General features: G+C 48.8%; 25 protein-coding genes. 20 read left to right on the plus strand and 5 right to left on the minus strand.

The window, feature by feature from the left end:
- From ACMJ0U_RS03805 to ACMJ0U_RS03825, 5 genes are all read right to left on the minus strand, one after another.
- The coding region (locus ACMJ0U_RS03805) for a hypothetical protein (protein WP_417128287.1) at nucleotides 1-1,198 on the minus strand (1,198 nt) is incomplete at its 3' end.
- Nucleotides 1,198-2,613, minus strand: a complete 1,416-nt coding sequence (locus tag ACMJ0U_RS03810) for a phage portal protein family protein (RefSeq protein WP_417128288.1) — start codon at nucleotides 2,611-2,613, stop codon at nucleotides 1,198-1,200. The genes ACMJ0U_RS03810 and ACMJ0U_RS03805, both read right to left, overlap by 1 nt.
- Nucleotides 2,614-2,638: 25 nt before the next feature.
- Nucleotides 2,639-3,073 carry a phage protein Gp36 family protein gene (locus tag ACMJ0U_RS03815; RefSeq protein ID WP_417128289.1) on the minus strand — a complete coding sequence of 145 codons (435 nt, stop codon included), beginning with the start codon at nucleotides 3,071-3,073 and terminating at the stop codon, nucleotides 2,639-2,641.
- A gap of 1 nt (nucleotide 3,074) precedes the next feature.
- Complete coding sequence (locus ACMJ0U_RS03820) at nucleotides 3,075-4,607, minus strand: hypothetical protein (RefSeq protein ID WP_417128290.1); 1,533 nt, start codon at nucleotides 4,605-4,607, stop codon at nucleotides 3,075-3,077.
- Between the two features lies 1 nt (nucleotide 4,608).
- Nucleotides 4,609-5,055 carry a DUF1804 family protein gene (locus ACMJ0U_RS03825; protein ID WP_417128292.1) on the minus strand — a complete coding sequence of 149 codons (447 nt, stop codon included), beginning with the start codon at nucleotides 5,053-5,055 and terminating at the stop codon, nucleotides 4,609-4,611.
- A gap of 157 nt (nucleotides 5,056-5,212) precedes the next feature.
- Between ACMJ0U_RS03825 and ACMJ0U_RS03830 the strand changes: the two genes are divergently transcribed.
- The 20 genes from ACMJ0U_RS03830 to ACMJ0U_RS03925 form a co-directional block, all read left to right on the plus strand.
- Nucleotides 5,213-6,316: a head maturation protease, ClpP-related gene (locus ACMJ0U_RS03830; protein ID WP_417128293.1), complete on the plus strand. Its 1,104-nt coding sequence runs from the start codon at nucleotides 5,213-5,215 to the stop codon at nucleotides 6,314-6,316.
- 1 nt (nucleotide 6,317) lies between these two features.
- Nucleotides 6,318-7,226, plus strand: a complete 909-nt coding sequence (locus ACMJ0U_RS03835) for a hypothetical protein (protein WP_417128294.1) — start codon at nucleotides 6,318-6,320, stop codon at nucleotides 7,224-7,226.
- A gap of 14 nt (nucleotides 7,227-7,240) precedes the next feature.
- On the plus strand, nucleotides 7,241-8,437 hold the full coding sequence (locus ACMJ0U_RS03840; protein ID WP_417128295.1) for a DUF2586 domain-containing protein: 1,197 nt from the start codon (nucleotides 7,241-7,243) through the stop codon (nucleotides 8,435-8,437).
- A gap of 5 nt (nucleotides 8,438-8,442) precedes the next feature.
- Nucleotides 8,443-8,862, plus strand: coding sequence for a hypothetical protein (locus tag ACMJ0U_RS03845; RefSeq protein WP_417128296.1), 420 nt, complete (start codon nucleotides 8,443-8,445; stop codon nucleotides 8,860-8,862).
- A gap of 23 nt (nucleotides 8,863-8,885) precedes the next feature.
- The gene (locus ACMJ0U_RS03850; RefSeq protein WP_417128297.1) at nucleotides 8,886-9,191 is read left to right on the plus strand and encodes a hypothetical protein; all 306 of its coding nucleotides are present in this window, start codon (nucleotides 8,886-8,888) and stop codon (nucleotides 9,189-9,191) included.
- A 17-nt stretch (nucleotides 9,192-9,208) separates the two neighbouring features.
- On the plus strand, nucleotides 9,209-9,358 hold the full coding sequence (locus tag ACMJ0U_RS03855) for a hypothetical protein (protein ID WP_417128298.1): 150 nt from the start codon (nucleotides 9,209-9,211) through the stop codon (nucleotides 9,356-9,358).
- On the plus strand, nucleotides 9,355-11,076 hold the full coding sequence (locus ACMJ0U_RS03860; protein ID WP_417128300.1) for a tape measure protein: 1,722 nt from the start codon (nucleotides 9,355-9,357) through the stop codon (nucleotides 11,074-11,076). Before ACMJ0U_RS03855 ends, ACMJ0U_RS03860 begins: the two co-directional genes overlap by 4 nt.
- Nucleotides 11,073-11,681, plus strand: a complete 609-nt coding sequence (locus ACMJ0U_RS03865) for a DUF6046 domain-containing protein (protein WP_417128301.1) — start codon at nucleotides 11,073-11,075, stop codon at nucleotides 11,679-11,681. Before ACMJ0U_RS03860 ends, ACMJ0U_RS03865 begins: the two co-directional genes overlap by 4 nt.
- 10 nt (nucleotides 11,682-11,691) lie before the next feature.
- A complete protein-coding gene (locus ACMJ0U_RS03870) occupies nucleotides 11,692-12,636 on the plus strand; it encodes a hypothetical protein (protein ID WP_417128302.1) in 945 nt (314 codons plus the stop codon).
- 5 nt (nucleotides 12,637-12,641) lie between these two features.
- Entirely contained in the window at nucleotides 12,642-13,133 is a 492-nt protein-coding gene (locus ACMJ0U_RS03875; protein WP_417128304.1) for a hypothetical protein, read from the plus strand.
- Nucleotides 13,133-13,441 (plus strand): hypothetical protein, encoded by a 309-nt coding sequence (locus ACMJ0U_RS03880; protein WP_417128305.1) that lies wholly within the window; start codon nucleotides 13,133-13,135, stop codon nucleotides 13,439-13,441. The genes ACMJ0U_RS03875 and ACMJ0U_RS03880 overlap by 1 nt, the downstream gene beginning before the upstream one ends.
- Before the next feature lie 11 nt (nucleotides 13,442-13,452).
- Nucleotides 13,453-13,935, plus strand: coding sequence for a hypothetical protein (locus tag ACMJ0U_RS03885; protein ID WP_417128306.1), 483 nt, complete (start codon nucleotides 13,453-13,455; stop codon nucleotides 13,933-13,935).
- Nucleotides 13,932-14,336: a structural protein P5 gene (locus ACMJ0U_RS03890; RefSeq protein WP_417128307.1), complete on the plus strand. Its 405-nt coding sequence runs from the start codon at nucleotides 13,932-13,934 to the stop codon at nucleotides 14,334-14,336. Before ACMJ0U_RS03885 ends, ACMJ0U_RS03890 begins: the two co-directional genes overlap by 4 nt.
- A gap of 19 nt (nucleotides 14,337-14,355) precedes the next feature.
- Nucleotides 14,356-14,868, plus strand: a complete 513-nt coding sequence (locus ACMJ0U_RS03895; protein WP_417128309.1) for a hypothetical protein — start codon at nucleotides 14,356-14,358, stop codon at nucleotides 14,866-14,868.
- Nucleotides 14,865-15,413, plus strand: coding sequence for a hypothetical protein (locus ACMJ0U_RS03900; RefSeq protein ID WP_417128311.1), 549 nt, complete (start codon nucleotides 14,865-14,867; stop codon nucleotides 15,411-15,413). The genes ACMJ0U_RS03895 and ACMJ0U_RS03900 overlap by 4 nt, the downstream gene beginning before the upstream one ends.
- Nucleotides 15,359-15,688: a LysM domain-containing protein gene (locus ACMJ0U_RS03905; protein WP_417128312.1), complete on the plus strand. Its 330-nt coding sequence runs from the start codon at nucleotides 15,359-15,361 to the stop codon at nucleotides 15,686-15,688. Before ACMJ0U_RS03900 ends, ACMJ0U_RS03905 begins: the two co-directional genes overlap by 55 nt.
- 2 nt (nucleotides 15,689-15,690) lie before the next feature.
- Entirely contained in the window at nucleotides 15,691-16,545 is an 855-nt protein-coding gene (locus ACMJ0U_RS03910) for a hypothetical protein (protein WP_417128313.1), read from the plus strand.
- 52 nt (nucleotides 16,546-16,597) lie between these two features.
- A complete protein-coding gene (locus ACMJ0U_RS03915) occupies nucleotides 16,598-17,008 on the plus strand; it encodes a hypothetical protein (protein ID WP_417128315.1) in 411 nt (136 codons plus the stop codon).
- Nucleotides 17,001-17,816, plus strand: coding sequence for a hypothetical protein (locus ACMJ0U_RS03920; RefSeq protein ID WP_417128317.1), 816 nt, complete (start codon nucleotides 17,001-17,003; stop codon nucleotides 17,814-17,816). The genes ACMJ0U_RS03915 and ACMJ0U_RS03920 overlap by 8 nt, the downstream gene beginning before the upstream one ends.
- A 2-nt stretch (nucleotides 17,817-17,818) precedes the next feature.
- Nucleotides 17,819-18,436 (plus strand): hypothetical protein (locus ACMJ0U_RS03925; RefSeq protein ID WP_417128319.1); only part of this gene is annotated, 618 nt, incomplete at its 3' end.

Raw genomic sequence — 18,436 nt, forward strand, 5'->3', positions numbered from 1 at the left:
CTTTAATACGTCTTTGTATATCTTTCAGCTGGCTATGCAGACTATCTAAAGTCTTATTAAAACGATTTAATTGTTCTTCAAAAGGTATAGGTTTTTTATATATACTCTTTTCGAAACTGCTAAGATTAATAGCAATTTTTCTTTCTTGATCTGTATAATATCCACCTATATCATGTCTTGTATTAATGCTTCTTAAATTACGTTTTAATTGGAATTCATTAATTTCTACAGGTATATGTTTTGCTTCATCGTATAATGCTTCTAACACAGTGTTAATTTCTTCTATTGTAGCATCTCCTGTATCAAATTTTTTAACTCCATACTTTTTAGACCTCAATACTGCTTCTTCTACACTTTTTACAGGAATATACTTTTCTTGAGTAGAGTTAATCTGTATAATATTAGAACTTGCCTTATCTGCTCCTGGATATGCTTCCTTGATATACGGATGCGAGTCGCTGAACAGCTTTCCGTCGTCTGCGGGGTTGTTATCCAGTCCGGGAACGGAAGGAACGGGCTTGAAGTCTCCTACTGCGCCGGTGGTGGCCGGTTCGTCGGTCGCTTCGAGCGAGCACTTGCAGTTCCATCTATCACCAGGGCGATGTCGCGTCCAGAAGGAATGGTTTACCGGAAGGGTAAGTTTTGCTTCCCAGTATTGCTTGTGCGCTATGTCAGGATCGGGCGAAGTGGTAGGCATCCACCGCAGGTTCGGAAATACGTCCTTGTATTCCTCGAAGTGCTTCCAGTCGGCTGCCTGATGGGCGCGAAGTATGGCGGTGTCATATTCCGTACGAAGCCATCGCACTACGTAATGATCCGTAATGTTCTGCACATCGTCAAGCCACTGCTCAAAGGGTTTCAGCTTTCCGTCCTTGTCGATAAGCTGTGCGGCCAGGTCATTCTGCATACGGTGAGTGCGGAAAGCAGAGAACACTTCGTTATTGGTGCGAAGCTGTTCCAGGAACAGTTCATCGCCTGTAGGATAGCTGGAAGCAGACAGCCCTTCTACGGTGGCCTCATTGAACAGACGAAGCGTTTCTTCGAACGCATCACGCTGTATGTCGTCGCGCACGTTCATCCCGTCGTAGATGTCACGCAGCATCTGTGTGAGAGCTTCCTTGCTGAATGCAATACCCTGCTCCAGCTGATTATGAAAACCTCCGCACACGCCGCAGCGCTCACCGTAGAGGTTGTCCATTAAAACGGCAAAGCCCCGTCTTTCTTTTTCGGGGCTACTCCGAAAAAATCGCTCAACCAGTTGCGGAAGTCGGTTCTCGCCCTTTCGTACCAGGCTTTTGACTCGTTATCCATGTTCATGCGGCGTTCAGACTTGCGTGCCGGTTCCGTGTCCTGCGGCTTTTCCATCTGGTTGGCCATCTCCTGCTGTAGCTTCCGGTTGGCTTCTTCCTGCGCCTTGATTTCGGCTTTCTGCTGTTCGTAGTCTTCCGGTTTGTCGATTAGCAGCACTTCGTAGATGTAGTCGTCAGACACGGGCACACCCATGGCTTTCACTTTCTGGATCACGTCTACCTGCTGGTTTGGATTCAGGTTCCGGTTCTTGACGTAGACAAACTCACCGCCTTCCGTGTTTACACCCAGTGCGTTGAATATGTCCGTCATATTGTAGTTCAGCACATCGAGAATAAAGTCGCGGTCGTCTGCCTTCAGCATGTCTTCTTCTTCCTGGTGAACGGTACCCAGTGCCTGTGTGCCGGTGCTCTTTGCATCGGTGGTCAGCGTATTACCCAGCACGCGGACGGACATTTCCGTATTGCAGGCATCTTTGAAGCGTTCGTACAAGTCTACCGTACCGCTTTTGTTGGCACTCTCTATCAGGTTCAGGCTGCTTTCTTTTGGGTGGATGTACACGGCGTTGGCTCCCTGACGGCGTGCGTCCTGAATCAGTCGGCTGCGTGCTTCTTCGTCGCCTGCATCGTAGGTGTACTCACGTATGGGCATACCGAATATTTCGCAGAACTGTTTCCAGTTCCCGAAGTTGCTGCGTTTGTAGAGCACCATCGGAAGAAGTTCGGCCATCATTCCCAGGTCGCGCGGATTGTCGCCCACAAACAGCATGTTTTCAAAGGAATCTACGGGTATGCCTTCCGTGTCGCTCTGATACTTCAGGATGACACGGCGTACGGGGTCGTAGTGCTTGTAGGGCACATGGTAGTAGTTGATGAATCCATCATCGCCACGGTAGAACTGGAACAGGCTGTATCCGTAAAACTTAGACATGAGCACTTCCTTCACAAACTTTCGGAACCAGGGCGAACGGATTTCCTTGTTCACGTTGTCGTCAGGCTTTCCGTTTCGCCGGAACTCGATAGGTATGCGGCTTACACCCACCTTCCGCTTTTCTATGATACCGCCCAGGTGAAGGTCGAGCATGGCCGATTCGTACATGTCATACAGGCGTGTGCGGTTGTAGAAGTAGATGGCTTTGGCAGCGTTGAGCGCACTGATGTAGGACGACATATCGAAGTAGAACAGTTCCGGCATCTGTAGGATGATGTCGGGTTCCACACGGGCGTATGGTCCGGTGGTATAGGCAGGTGTTATCTGGGTGTATCCGCCTTCTGTGATGCGGCGTTTTTTCTTTGGTCTGGCCATAGTTTAAAAGGGTTTTAAAATTTGATTAAAAGTAAGGATTCCACGGCTCGTTGCTGGCTATCTGCCAGGGGCTGTTGTCGGTCTGCGTTTCGGCAGGAAGTTCGGGAAGTCCTTCTATGTTGGCTTTAAAGTCATGCACATCGCGAAGGAACTGCATCGCGTCGTCATACCGTTCTTTCCTGATGTCTGACATCTTATAAGGGTTGTGCTGGCAGAATATCTCATACACGGCAATGTCAAGGCAGATTTTCAGGATAAGCACGTTACGGTCTTCGCCTTGTGCGGAAAAGATGGCATCGCAGTCGTATCGGCTGTTCAGCAGGCTGCGCACGGTGGCGATGGCACGGTTTTCGCAGACTTCAATCACGGCACTGCTTCCGGATTCTTCGCGCAGCAGGCTGTCCAGAATGTCACGGTGTATCGTGGCATCGTAGTCGGTAAGTTCTATAAAGTTGTTCATATCACCATGAAAAAGGGTTACTATCTTTGAACTCGCTGTAGCCGATGGTCACACCGGGGTCGAGTTCTTTTATTTTCTCATTGATTATGTTGAAGCATCCTTCTATACAGTCGGGTCCGTCGGCAGGATACGGAAGGGAAAGCTCGAAAAGGCTGAACTGTTCGCGAAGTTCCTTCATGTGCGGGTTATCCTTTTCTTCTTCATTGAACACCCACATGCCGTTCCGGTCGATTGGTTCCAGGTTAGCCTCTATACGTGTGGCCTTATCCATTTTGCTGCGTCCGTCTCCCTTGATGTACAGGTTATCCTTCCGTTGCTCGTTCTGATCACGGATAAGGGGTTTGAACACCTGCTCAAAGAAAGGATCCTGAAGCGTATTGTTTTCCTGGTAACAGTACACGGTACACTGGCTTCCGATGTACTTACGTAGCTGGTAGAACCAGTCGATGTACTCCGCATTCGTGACACGGCCTACAAAACCCTTAATGATGTAGAAGGTGCTGCGTATCTTTCCGCACGCCCATACGGCTTTAGTGGAGCTGGCTTTGTTCTTGCTGTTGCTGTAGGCAGGGTCGCCGTAGATTACCACAAACTTGAACTTCTTCAGCGGAGGTACTTTCCCGTAGGGCAGGTTGTGGAAGATGTTTCCTTCCGTAACTGGGTTGTTCATGTATTCACCCTCGTAGGCCGCCTTGCTGATGCACTTGCGTATGCGTTCTATGGCTTCCTGTGTGTTCTTTTCGGGCCAGTTGCTTTTTCCGTTCTTGTCTACCAGGTTCACTATGTCCCAGTGGTCGGCCATGGCACCGGCTCGTGCCACGCAGGTGTCTTTGGCGATGATGTTTCCGCAGAAGATAACCAGTGTTTTCTCAGACACGGAACGCGTAGGATACAGGGCTTTTTCCCACCACTTCCACTTCTTGTTCAGCGTATCGGGGTTACGGCAGTCTACGTCGGTGTCGAAGTCGTCCACCAGCAGCACATCCGGACGGGCCGCACCGTTACGGGTACCACGGGGAGCGTTACCCGCGCCCACGCCTGTAAACGCACATCCGCACTTGCAGACAAACTCCGTGTCGGTCCACTGGCCTATGACAGGCTGTTCACCGTAAAAAGCCTTGATGCGTCCGTTAGATTCAAAGTTAGCCTTATACGGACGTAGCAGCTTCTCCGCGCTGGTTTCGGTAGCACTTGCCAGGATGACGTTTTTCTTTCGTCCGGTCAGTGCCAGATACATCACGCAAAACATCACAATGGTACTCTTTGCGCTCTCACGGCTCCAGCTCAGCACTTCAAACCATTCTTCGTGTTCCAGTATGCGCTTAATGGCCTTAATCTGGAATTTGGCAAAAGGATACTTGGCATACATGGGAAAGAAATACTGTATCCATTCCACGGGGTGAGCCTCCAGATACATTTTCTTCTTGGTCTTCTCCGCTTCGGTCATGTTCACCTCTACGGGTGTGGCACATTCAATGTCGCGGCGGTATTCTTCCCATTCCTTCAGCTTCTGTTTTTCTTCGTAGGTAGCCATATCACTTAATCTGTTCTTTCAGGAACACGTCCCACAGTTTTACATACTCTTTGGCTTTCTCCAGATCGATGCGGCGAAGGAACTCACCGAAACGCATTCCCACGCTGATGATGTCGCTAATGCCTACATCTGTTTCCATTCTTTTGATGGCGGATGCCAGCTTTACCATCACGTCGGCTTCTTTCGTATCCGGCTTACGTTTGGCCGGTTCACGCTCCAGAATGGCCATATTCATGTTATTAAGGTGCTGATACATTCTGCTCAGTATCGCCTCGCGTGTCACGGTCATTCCGGCCTTTAGGTTGTCCCAGTTTCCGGCCTTAGCCCATCGGCTGATGGTCTGACGCTGTGCGCCCACCTTCTGCGCTATCTCCTCGTAGGTGTAGCTTCCGAGCAGGTAGATTTCGCGTGCCAGCATCTTTTTCTGCTCACTTTTCAATTCTGCCATAGTCGATAATTAATTCATTACGGAGCAAATTTCTTGTAATAAGGTGAGAGCGTGAAAGCAGGTTTTCATCATGCCACATTATCGTAGCACGCTGAAAAACAGCTTTCTGCACCTTACGGGGAATTGCGAATTTTGCCACAGAGAAAAAAGCGGAACAATGGATAAGATTTTCAAAAATCAGATACCCGGTGAGGGAACGGTTAGCGTATTGATGTACGGTAATGTAGGAAACGGAGAAAAGGTAGACAGCGGGCGCGTTGTGGCCGAGCTGATGGAGTTGGCTGCTGCATACGGCAAAATCGACGTACACATACATTCCAATGGTGGCGATGTCTTCAGTGGCATTGCCATCTACAATGCGCTGCGCACCGTGGATGCTGATGTGAATATATACATAGACGGGCTGGCTGCCAGCATTGCGGGCATCATCGCACTGTGCGGAAAGCCTCTTTACATGAACAAATACGCGCGCATCATGCTGCACCGCGTGTCGGGCGGTAGCTACGGAAACGCCGACGAACTGCGGAAAGCGGCCGATCTGGCCGAATCGCTCGAAAATGACCTTTCGCGCATGATTGCCAGCCGCTGCAAGATGGATGCGGAAGAAGTGAGGAAGAAGTATTTCGACGGGTCGGAACACTGGATTTCGGCCAGCGAAGCACTGGAGATGGGCCTTATTGACGGTATAGTAGACACCGGAGAGGCACTGAGCGAAAACGCTACCAACACGGAAGTATATAACTATTTTATGAACCGGCTCAACGAGCCACAAAAAACAAGAGATATGTCTTTATTGGAAGAATTGAAGAAACATTCCTCATTTGCCAACATGGCAAGTGAAGAAGAAATTTTGCGTCACATCACTACGATGGAAAATCAGGCAGCCAAGGTGCCTGCTCTGGAAGCAAGGGTAACAGAACTTACTAACCAGATTGCGGAAAGCAAGAAAACCGCACACCAGGCTTTCCTGAATCAGGCGGTAGCGGAAGGCAAACTGACCAAAGAGCAGGTGCCTGTATTTCTGAACCTGATGATGTCTGACGAAGCAAACACCCGCAAGGCGATTGAAGAAATGCCGAAGAAAGGCACAGTGAAGGTAGAAGATTTTCTGCATACCGGAGGAGGTGCTGGCGGTGCCGGGAAGAACGACCTGGTTAACATGAGCTGGGATGAGATTGACAAGGCGGAAAGACTGGCTGAGCTGAAGAACCAGTATCCGGATTTGTACAAACAGAAGTTTAACGAAAAATTTGGAAAGTAACATGGCTATTCTAAAAGAACTTTGGCAGAACACGATCATCGAAGGTCTGTTTGCCGACAACTCATTTATGAGTAAGGCGGTTAACGATGACATGTACGTTAACCAGGGGAAAAAAGTACACATCCCGAATGCGGGTGCACCAAGTAAAGTAGAGATTAACCGTACTACAGTACCGGCTACGGCGAAAAAACGTACGGATGTGGATGTAGAATACACATTGAACGAATTGACTACTGACCCTATCTATATTCCTCATGCAGAAACGGTGGAACTTAGCTACAACAAGCGTAACAGCGTTATCAGTCAAGACCGTGCTCAGCTGATTGAAGAAGCATCTAAACAAATGTTGTATAACTGGTCTCCTGATAGTAGCCACTTTGTGCGTACATCTGGTTCAAAAACAGTTACAGCACATACAGAAACTGCAACAGGAAACCGTAAGGCGTTGGTAAAAGCTGACGTGTTGAATCTGATGGTCAAGTTTAATGCCGACAACATTCCACAGGAAGGACGTTACCTTCTTCTTGATGCATACATGTATGCACAATTACTCGACGACTTGACGGAAGGAGACCAGCGTGCGTTCTTTGCATCTGCGGATGCACAGAATGGTGTGTTGGGAAAACTGTTTTCTTTCAACGTAATGCAGCGTTCGCAGGTACTTCGTTATGCAACAGGAGGTACTTTGACAAAGTGGAATGCTTCCGGTGCTGCAACTGATAATGCAGCCGGACTGGCATGGCACATGAACAGCTTGAGTCGTGCCTTGGGGGAAGTGAAAGTGTTTGATGACATGGATAACCCGCTGTATTACGGTGACATCTATTCCTTCCTTGTTCGTGTGGGTGGAACCATCCGTCGCAACGACAAGAAAGGTGTGTACGCACTGGTACAGGATGCAGCAGAATAATAGGAGGAACGCGTATGGCATTACCCAAAATCTCCATTAAGTTTCTGACAGGTCAGCTTGGCACGGTAGCCGAAAGCCAGGACGGCCTGCTGGCACTGGTGTGCGGGGGAACAGCTGTATCCGAAACATTCAAGCTGAATACTCCCTACACGATTTACCGCCTTACCGGACTGGAAGCCCTTGGCGTGACAAAAGAAAACAACGCCGGGCTGTATAAGATGGTACAGGAATTCTACCAGGAAGCGGAAGAAGGTACGAAAGTGGTAGTGTATGCGGTGGCCAAGACTACGAAAATGACCGATCTGTGCGACAAGGACAGCGGACCGTTACGCGGTCTGCTGCAAAGCCAGAAAGGTGAGCTTCGTGCGCTGGTCATTGCTCGCGACCCGGATGCGGAAGAAGTGGAAGCTACGGAAGGACTCGACCCTGACGTGTTTACTGCATTGCCTAAGGCGCAGGCGCTGGCAGAATGGGCTACTACGGAACTCTATGCGCCTATTTTTATCGCACTGGAAGGAAGAAGCTACAAGGATGCGGAATCGCTGAAAGACTTGTCCGATGGGGAAGACAACCGCGTGTGCATCGTGATTGGCGATACAGAGTCGGACAGTGAAGGTGCGGCTATGGGAATCTTTGCAGGGCGTGTGGCATCCAGCCCCGTGCAGCGTAACATAGGACGTGTGAGAGACGGTTCGCTGTATCCCACCGTGATGTATATCGGTGAGAACACCGTGGAAGACAGCATGGACGATGTGGCTACCATCTACGACAAAGGTTACATTACTCCGCGTATTCATGTGGGCCGTTCCGGCTACTTCTACACGGACGACCGTCTGTGCGTAGATCCTACCGACGACTACGCACATATCGCTCACCGCCGTGTGATTGACAAGGCGTACCGCATTGCCTACGACACGCTGTTGGATTACCTTCTCGATGAAGTCTACGTAAACCAGGACGGAACCATGCAGGCCGGAATCCTGAAAAGCTGGCAGGCAGCTGTGGAAGGTGCCATCAACTCCAGCATGACGGCTAACGGTGAACTGAGTGCGGACACTTCTGCCGGTGAAAGCGGTGCTACCTGCTACATTGACCCGACGCAGAACGTACTGTCTACATCTACCATCAAGATGACGCTCAAAGTGCGTCCTTATGGATACGCAAGACAGATTGAGGTAGAACTTGGATTTGATGTACAGATTAACTCATAACGACTATGGACATATTTAACAGTAAAGAATACGAATGGAGCAATATTACGGCCATCGTGGCAGGGCGTCCCGTGACTAAGATTCGCGCTATTTCCTACGTAAAGAAACAGGAAAAGGAAGCGCTGTACGCAAAGGGAAACAAGCCGCACAGCATCCAGCGAGGTAACAAGTCGTACGAAACAAGCCTAACGTTTTTGCAGAGTGAACTGGAGGCCATTGAAGCCGCTTCAGGTGGCGATGTGCTGGATGCCTCATTCAATGTGGTTGTTTCCTATGGTAATCCTTCTAAAGGAGATGTGATTAAAACGGATCTGGTTGAAGGAAACGAAATCACGGAAGTTCCAAAAGGTATGAACCAGGGCGACAAGTTTTCAGAACATGAGCTTCCTGGAATCGCTCTCAACATCAAGAACAATTATGTATAACCCCTTTTAAACAGTATTTAAAGATGTTTCAATATACAGAAGAACAGCTCAAAGAGTGGAAAGAAAAGCACGGTGAAAACAACGTGTTTGAAATTACGGTAGAAGATAAGAAGTGTGTGTTGCGCAAACCAAACCGGAAAGACCTGTCGTATGCGCTGGCTGCCAGTTCAGGCGGTAAGGATGCCGTAAAAATGAATGAGGCCCTGCTGAATAACTGCTGGATTGACGGTGACAAGGATATGAGGGACGATGATGCCTACTTCTTCGCTGTGGCTGAAAAGATTCAGGGAATGATGGAGGCGAAGGAGGCCGAATTAAAAAAGTTGTAGACCGTGCAGACGGAAGTGTGAAAGCCAACTGGATTGGCTATCACAACACGCTGTTGAGGTATTACCTGCATCTTGACCCTGACACGCTGAGCGATGAACAGTGGGCCGAAACGATAGCCCAGCTGGCCGACATCCGAAAACAAGAAGCTAAAGCCAACAAGTTATGAACATTCTACAATTCCTTATAGACATACGAAGCCGTGACAACGGGGTAATAGGACAAGTTACCCGTATACAGGAACGTCTGGACGCTGCCGACCGTTCGGCCAACCGCTTATCTACCACGATAGGCGGACGGCTGCGGACGGCTATTATGTCTTTGCCGGGTGCGGAATTCTTTACGAATCCCATTGTAGCACTAACGGCAGGAGTCGGCGTGGTGGCAAAACTGGGTATGGATGCCGACAAGACGGCAGTAAGCTTTAATGTACTTACGGGAAGCATGGAGAAAGGTTCCACGCTGCTTGGACAGATTAACAAGTATGCCGATGAAACCATTTACGACCGTCTTGGCACACAGGAAGCCGCAAAGACCATGCTGGGCTTTGGCGTGTCACTGGAAAACGTGATGGGTGACCTGAAGATGCTGGGTGATGTGGCCATGGGCGACAAGAACCGTATGTCGCAGCTGGCCCTGGTGTTTGGTCAGGTAGCCGCTGCGGGTAAGCTGCAAGGTCAGGACTTGCTTCAGCTTATTAATGCCGGTTATAACCCACTGCTGGATATGTCGGCGCTTACAGGAAAGTCTGTCGGTGAGCTTCGTGATGAGATGTCAAAAGGTAATATCTCATTTGAGATGTTGCGTCAGGCATTTCAGCGTGCTACCGGAGAAGGTGGTAAGTTTTACAACATGACCAACGAAATAGCTAAGACTCCTTTTGGACGATGGCAGCAGCTACTGGGAGAATTTAACCAGAAGTTGCTGGAGATGTATCAGATTATCCAGCCTGCTCTTATCCCTGCAATGGACGGACTGAGCGCTATTCTCCGGCTTACTACTCCTGTTATTAAGGCACTTTCTGGCATGGTGGTATGGATTGGTAATAATATGGACTGGCTTTTGAGCATTGTTATTCCTCTTACAGCTGCATGGGCAGGATATAATACCTACATGTTTATCAGCACAGGCATACTGAAAGGGTGGACTATCGCTCAGTGGGCAAAGGTAACCGCTTTAATTGCAGCCGAAAAGGCACAGAAGCTGCTGAACATTGCTATGTCAATGAATCCAATAGGGCTTATTGTAGCGGGAGTTCTTGCACTTGCTTCTGCCGTAGTTTACTGCTGGAACAAGTTTGCCGGATTCCGTGCTTTCATTTATACGGCATGGGATACCATTAAAGGTTTTGGCGAAGCTATCGGCACTTTCCTTGTAGACCGTTTTTGGGATATAGTGGAAGGTATCGGCGCTGTAGGTAAGGCTCTTGTGAAGCTGGTGAAAGGTGACTTTGAAGGTGCCTGGAAAACGGCAAACGAAGCTACCCGAAAGCTGGTAGGAGGAGAAAGCGTAAACAAGCTGATACAGTCGGGTGCAAAGACGGTAAAGAATACTACGGTATGGTATAATGAATACAGCCGTCGTGAACAGAGCCGTCAGAAAGCCAAGGAGGCTGCTATATCCGACCCTGAAGCCATGGCAGGCACTTCACCTTCAGGAACAGGCACAAACGGAACACCCGGAACGGTACCTGCATCCGATGGAGGAAAGGCCAACGAAATTACCGCCGGAGGAACCAGGAACACGCAGATAACCGTAAACATTACCAAGTTCTTCGATTACCTGAACGTGACGATGATGGATAAGACCGATACCACTGAATTACAGCGTGTGATGCTGGAAGCTATGAACAGAAGTCTGGAAACCGCAATGTCGAGCGCAAGATGAGTGTAAGTAAATTCATATTAGGAAATATTGCCGCACGTACCATCGGGCTGAAAGTGCCTCCGTACTGGCTCTTCAATCAACCGGTAGTAACGCGTCAGGACCCGTCGGAATACGACGAACTGATGATGCTGGAAGAAGCGGAGCTGGAGGATATGGTACGTACCAACGCGCTGGGCGTTCCGATGCGCTTTCCGCTGGAAATATCTCTGGTGGAACAGGAAGACTGGTGGCTGGTTCCTATCGAGCCGCTGATTACGCTGACCGGACGAAACATTATCGTCCGTCGTCAGGTGTCTAAGGGCAAGATAAGGGGTTCCATCAAGGAACGTTGGACACAGGACGATTACCAGGTGAAGATAGAAGGTGCGCTGATGGACCAGAAGCGTGACGACTATCCGCGTGACGATGTGCAGAAGCTTCGTAACTTCTGCGAGGCTGCCAAACTGAAGGTGCGCTGCCCGCTGTTCGAAATATTCAGCATCAACCAGATTGTAGTAGAAAGCTATGATTTCCCGTTCACGAAGGGAATACAGAACCAGCAGTACACCATCAACGCATACAGCGACGACACATACAAGCTTTTACTGAAGAATCACAACAGGTGACATGTACACGATGGGATATGACATACAGGTAGGTGATTTCCGTCTGGGAATGCTGGATAAGGTGGAAATACATCGCAGTGTGGAGCTGCTGGCAGACACGGCGGTAATCACCCTTCCTGCATCGGAATATAACAAGGCGCTGGAGGTGGAAAGCATGATCAAGCGCGGCGACCGTGTGTCGGTGAAGATTGGATACACGGAAACCGGACTGCGTGAGGAGTTTTCCGGCTACCTTCAGCGAATAGGAACCGATAACGGAAGCATTACGCTGGAGTGTGAAGACGACCTTTTCAAGTTCCGTGTGCCTGTTCCGGATGAAGTGCTGAAAAACGTGTCGCTCGATACACTGTTGAAAAAGGTGGTAGATGGCGTAGGCGGTGGATACGAAATTGACTGCGACTACACCTGGAGCTATGAGAAGTTTGTGATACACACCGCTACGGGATACGATGTGCTGAAGAAGGTGCAGGAAGAGTGCGGTGCAGACATCTATCTGCAAGGCAACGTGCTGCACATTCATCCGCCCGCCACGAAGATAGGCGAAGAGGTGTACTACGACTTTTCGCTAAACGTGGAGTCGTGCGACCTGACATACCGACGTGCGGAAGACCGGAAGGTGCGTGTAGTGGTGAAAGCACTTCTGCCGGACGGAAAGGTGAAGGAATACGAAGTGGGTGCTACCGGAGGCGACCGCGTGGAGATACGTTCTGCCAGCAGTGACGATGCGTCGATGAAGCAGCGAGGAGAAACGGAGGTGAAACGTCTTTCCTTCGATGGGTATGACGGAACGATTACCACCTGGATGATTCCCTACTGTGAGCCGGGATACGGGGCCGAGCTTCGCGACCCGGACTATGACTACAAGGACGGACGATACTACGTGCGTGCGGTCACTACGGAATTCAGCCGGGACGGTGGAAAGAGAACGATAGAACTGGGTATTAGATTAAGCTGACGGATATGGACCAATACAGAAGACTGCGTGATAACCTGATGCAGATGATGGGTTCCGGAAAGGAGATTACCATCTGGCAGGGCATCGTAAAGAGTGTGGAAGGAACTACCTGCACGGTAACTTTCGGCACGCTCGATGTGGAGGGTGTAAGGCTGCGTGCTTCGCTCGCGGATAATGAAAGCCATCTGCTCATAGTTCCCAAGGTGGGCACGGCGGTAGTGGTAGGAAGTCTTTCGAATGACCTTTCCCTGCTTGTGGTGCTGGCCGTGGATGAAGTGGAAAGCATTACCATCAACGGAGGGAAGCTGGGAGGACTGATTAACATTGAATCGCTTACCCAGAAGATTAACGAACTGGTACGTACGTTCAACAACCACACTCACCAGGTGAGCACAACCGGTTCTGCCACTGCTCAGACAGGAACTGCCGCTGCGGTGACCTCAAAGGCAAGCGAACTGAATAAAAGTGATTACGAAGATACGAAAGTGACGCACTGATGAAAGGGATATTAATAGAAGAAAATTACGACCTGATGATACGTCCACAACGTGGCACAGACGGGAAAATCCGTTCGGGACTGACTGTCGGGAATGTGCTGTATCAGAACCAGGCTCTCATTATCGGACTGTACAAAGGCGAGATTAAAGAGAATCCTGCTGTAGGCGTAGGAATATCTGACATGCTGCTGGATCATGACCCGCTGGCATGGCGTACGGAGATAAGGGAGCAGCTGGAGATAGACGGACAGAAGGTGAACAAAGTGACGGTGACGAACTCCGGTATCAGCGTGGATGCGACTTATTAATGTGACGAAAAATGAAAACTGAAAGTATGGAAATCATTACAGGAATCAAAAACATGCTGGCTACGCTATTCAGTATCACGCTGGCATACTTTGCACCGGTGAAGGACATGGTGTTTGTCATCTTCTTCATCTTCGCGATTAACTGTCTGGCCGGACTCATTGCCGGCATTGTGGCCAAACACGAGCGTTTCAACAACCGGAAGTTCTTTCACTGCCTATTAGAAACATTCGTGTTCTATGTAATCGTGCTGAGCATCTACATTATCGGAGAGAAAATGAAGAACCTGGACGGGGCTTTGCAGTGCATTACAGGCATCGTGTATGCCGTGTGCTACTTCTACGGGGTGAACACACTTCGGAACATGCGCAAGCTGTTCCCTCACTCCAGGCCGCTGAACTTCATGTATTATGTGCTTAGCTTCGAAGTGGTACGGAAGATACCTTATTTACAACAATTTTTAGACCAAGAAAAGAAAGAGGAGGAAACAAAATGACACAGTTACCAAGAGGTTTACGCAACAATAATCCGGGGAATATCCGGCTGAGTAAAGACAAATGGCAGGGACTTCGCCAGGAACAGACGGACGGAACATTTTTCCAGTTCATCGCTCCCATGTGGGGGTATCGCGCACTGATCCGCACGCTTCAGAACTACCACCGTCTGCACGGATGCCGCACCATTGCGGACTACATCAACCGCTGGGCACCCGCTACGGAGAATCACACATCGGGCTACATCTCAGCCGTGTGCAGGGAAATGCAGGTGCCTACCACATTCGAACCCGATGTGAACGACCAGGCGACGATGTGCGCTTTTGCTTCTGCTATCAGCCTGGTGGAAAACGGTATTCCGGCTGTGCAGCAGGATGTGCTGGATGGATGGAAAGCTTTGTAGAACTTTAAAAAGAATCAATATGGAAACAATCTTCGGAATCATATCGGCGTTGATTTTCGCCATCTATACCGCAGTGGTAATCTACAAGACAGGCGGTATTCCTTATTCAATTTCTGAAACCTATTACCGGCTGGAGCACCCGAAATGGTTTTCCGTCTGCCTGGGGCTTAACGGATTTACCTTCTTCGTGTCAGCAGTAGGACGCACGCCTGAAAACATTCAGTTCCTCGTGTTCCTGGCATTACTTGGAATGATAATCATTACACTTTCACCACGATTCAAGGAACGAACGGAAGGAATTATCCATTATTGCGGTACCGCACTTCTTTTGCTCAGTACGCAGGCGTGGGTGGCATGTACGAATCCCTGGCTCCTGATTACCTGGCTTCTTCCGATAGCCTACATCGTGCGGCACGTGATGGCCGATAATGTAAAGTCAGATCTGTGGAGCAAGATAGTATATGCAAGGCCCGCGTTCTGGATGGAAATAACCGGATTCATTATCATTTTTATTAACCTGATACTGTTATGATGGAAAGACTACTCGAAAAGGCCTACAAGTGGATGGAAAGCTTTCTGCTGCTTGTAGCCCTGGAACTGATGCTGACAGCCTGCAAGTCGCAGCCTCCCATGAAGCTGGATGCCACCACCGACAAGCAGACGGATACGAAGACCGACACGCAGGTATCGGACAGTGCCTATCAGCATACGCAGGAGATGATTAAGGAACTTTCCTCCAGCTGGTGGCAGAAGCTGGAGGAGGTTACGGCAAGCTGGGAGCGCACGGAGTATTCACCGCCTGATTCTACCGGAAAGCAATATCCTACCAGCGTAACGACGGGATCTGTGAACAGCAGCACCCAGGAAGAGAGAAGGGATACCTCGCAGACCGATACGAAGATAGAAACCATGTATGCGGAAATCACGAACATACAGAACCGGATGCAGCAGATAGAGCAGGAAGTGTCTACCGTGAAAGCGGAACGCAAGGAGTCTAAGCCATGGTACACGACGGCAATCATATGGGCAGGCGCGATACTGATACTCATAAGGATAATGTGGAGGAAAAAGACATGAACGTGACGGTGCTACCTAATCAGACACTCGCCGACATCGCCATACAGGAATATGGAGACCTCGCAGGGGTCTTCATCCTGGCACGCGAGAACGACATAAGCCCAACGGAAAAACTTACGCCCGGCATGACGGTCAGTGTGCCGGACGTAGTTATAAACCGGGAAATGCAGGAATACTGCAAGGCTAACAATGTGTCGCCCGCTACCTCCGAAACATCCGACAGCGAGGTGCGGCTGAAGATATTTACGGAACAATTCACCAAAGAATTTGTGTAGTTATGGCAAGAACAATCGCAGAAATTAAAAAGACGATGACCGACCGCTTCATGGAGGACAACACCTTGCGCGAAGCGTATAACATCACTGGAGAAGATGCCACATGGGAAAACACCTTCAGCACCGTATCCATCGAGAATATTCTTATCTACATCGTGGCTGCCTGTGCCTATGCTCTGGAAGTCATGTTTGATGCACACAAGCAGGACGTAGACGAACGAATTGCACAGAGCATCGTTCCTACCGTACGCTGGTATCACGCCCAGGCACTCGCTTTCCAGTACGGCGACGCGCTGGAGTATGACGAACAGACGCACGCTTTCCGTTATCCGGTGGCTGACACGGCCAAGCAGGTGGTAAAATACTGTGCCGTACAGGATGCAGGCAACACGATACAGATACTTGTATCCGGTCAGGAAAACAACCTTCCCACACCGCTTTCGGAAGACGTTCTAACGGCTTTTAAAAGCTATATGAATAGCGTTAAAATAGCAGGTGTATTCCTCAGCATACGCAGTCTTCCGGCCGACAAAATCAAGATTGCCGTAAAGGTGTACTACGACCCTCAGATACTCACCTCAGACGGCACACGCATAGACGGTGGAGGAAAACCCGTAGAGGATGCCATTAACGCCTATCTGGCCGGAATCGTGTACGGAGGAACATTCAACAAGACCAAGTGCGTAGACGCGATACAGAACGTGCAGGGAGTGACCGACGTGGAACTGGGTACCGTGCAGACAAAGACAAGCACCGGCTCGTACACGGTGGTGACTGGTAACAACTATACGGCAGAGTCCGGCTGCTTCATTTCGGAAGAATTATCTAATACGATTACTTATGTGGTACAAAATTGACATATTCAAATTTGCGTTTCTTCTTCTTCCTCCTCCTCTCAGGAAGAAGAAGATGTTTGCGTTTCTGAAGGTGCTCACGCTGCCCATATCGTACCTTCACGATGAACTGATGAAGTATCGTGATCTGTGCGACAGCCGGCTGAGCGTGAACGGCCAGGTAATCTACATCGAGAAGGCACTGAATGATTACTTCCTGTTGCAGAATAAGGATATTTATATCACTGATATAACAGGATTATACCGTTCTGTTTATCTTCGTAATGAGTCTCCTAGCTGTTACTTCTATTATAAAGGTTCTCAGAAGCATACTTATCTGCAAAATGGCACAGAGAATGGTCAGCTTAAATTTATTGTGAACGTGCCTTCTTACCTGAAAGACAGAATAGAAGAAATACAAAATATAGTAGAATATAACAAGCCCGCAGGACGGGTTTATACAATAAACATTTACGATTATGAATGATTACTTAGTGACTTACGACGGCGGACAAGATGTATGGGCAGACGACTTGTCGTTTATGCAGAACAGCCTTAAAAACATGATTGATACAGCGGTCCGCACATACGGAGACAACTGCATATTGTGGGGCTGCCTTGACAGTGGAAAGACGAATGTAGTGGAAGGTGGCGTGGTTATATCAGGTAAGCTGTACCAGGTTCCTGCGCTGGGAGCCATCGGAAGTAACAAACTTTGTTTTCGTGAGGTTCTTTCGGATGAAAGAACGTTCGAGAACCAGCAGGTTCACAAGGTGAAGAAACAGTATGAAGCATACCTTAGTACGGATACCAGCGGCGCAGTGGCTTGGATTGACCTGAAAACTGCATCAAAAGCAGATGGAAGAGTTACTGACCTGGAAGGTAAAGTATCAACACTTGAATCATATAATTCTGGCACTAGACTTCCTTCATTGGAAGAAGATGTTTCAACTCTTAAAAAAAAGACACAGGCTTATACAGAATTAATTGACGGTTCCTCTTCATCTTTGAATGATATTATTGCAAAATTAAAAGAATATAAGTCTGTTAGAGTGCATAAAATGACACGTCTTATTACTAACAACCTTGCAAAAAGTATGTACAATAACGGACAGTGGCAAGGCATGACTACAGACATAGAATTTGTATTAGAGATTGTATCAGAGACAGACCAAAAATACATTGTAATAGCAACTGCTAATGACAATACAATATACAAGGGAGTTGGTACAATGTCTATTGCAAAAAGTGGAGCAACAGCTTATTTGTATGGTTTATATCAAGCAGCACAGTAATTATGACAGCAACAGAATTAAAAAAACGCGCCATCGCGCTCGCAGAAAAGACAAAGATAGACTCAGTAACGCCGGAAGAAGTCGGCCAGCTGAGCAACGACATAGTAGAATACATCGAGAATGTGGAGATTAACGGAAGCTCACTGGGAATCCGCAAAACCTACACATCCGTGTCAGCCATGGAAGCAGACTCCACCGCACCGAAGGACGACAAAGGCGTCCTTCTCCGTCGCGGCATGCTGGTGAACATCTACAACCAGTCAGAACCAGACTCCGCAGATAACGGCAAGGTATTCAGCTTCCAAAACCCCGGCTGGAAGTTCCGCGGAACTGTAGATGCTGGTTATGCGACAAAGGATGAGCTGGAAAAAGTAGAAGACTATGCTAAGAAAGCTACTGCTGAATACAATGTGTCTGTATTTCATCCAACTTCTGGTACTGGAGGAACGAACCGCTACGACCTTTCAACGGCGATTGCCCAAGTTCCGGCAGAACTTAGGATGGCTGGATTAAAAGTTTCGTTTCTGAATGATACAGGAAAACCAGAGTCTTGGAAGTATCAAGGAGGTTCATGGGCGACTAATAGTTTCATAAAGGAAGCGGATGGAGGGAACAAGATT

Origin of the sequence: Phocaeicola sp. (assembly GCF_048170425.1) — a bacterium.
Taxonomy (GTDB): domain Bacteria; phylum Bacteroidota; class Bacteroidia; order Bacteroidales; family Bacteroidaceae; genus Phocaeicola.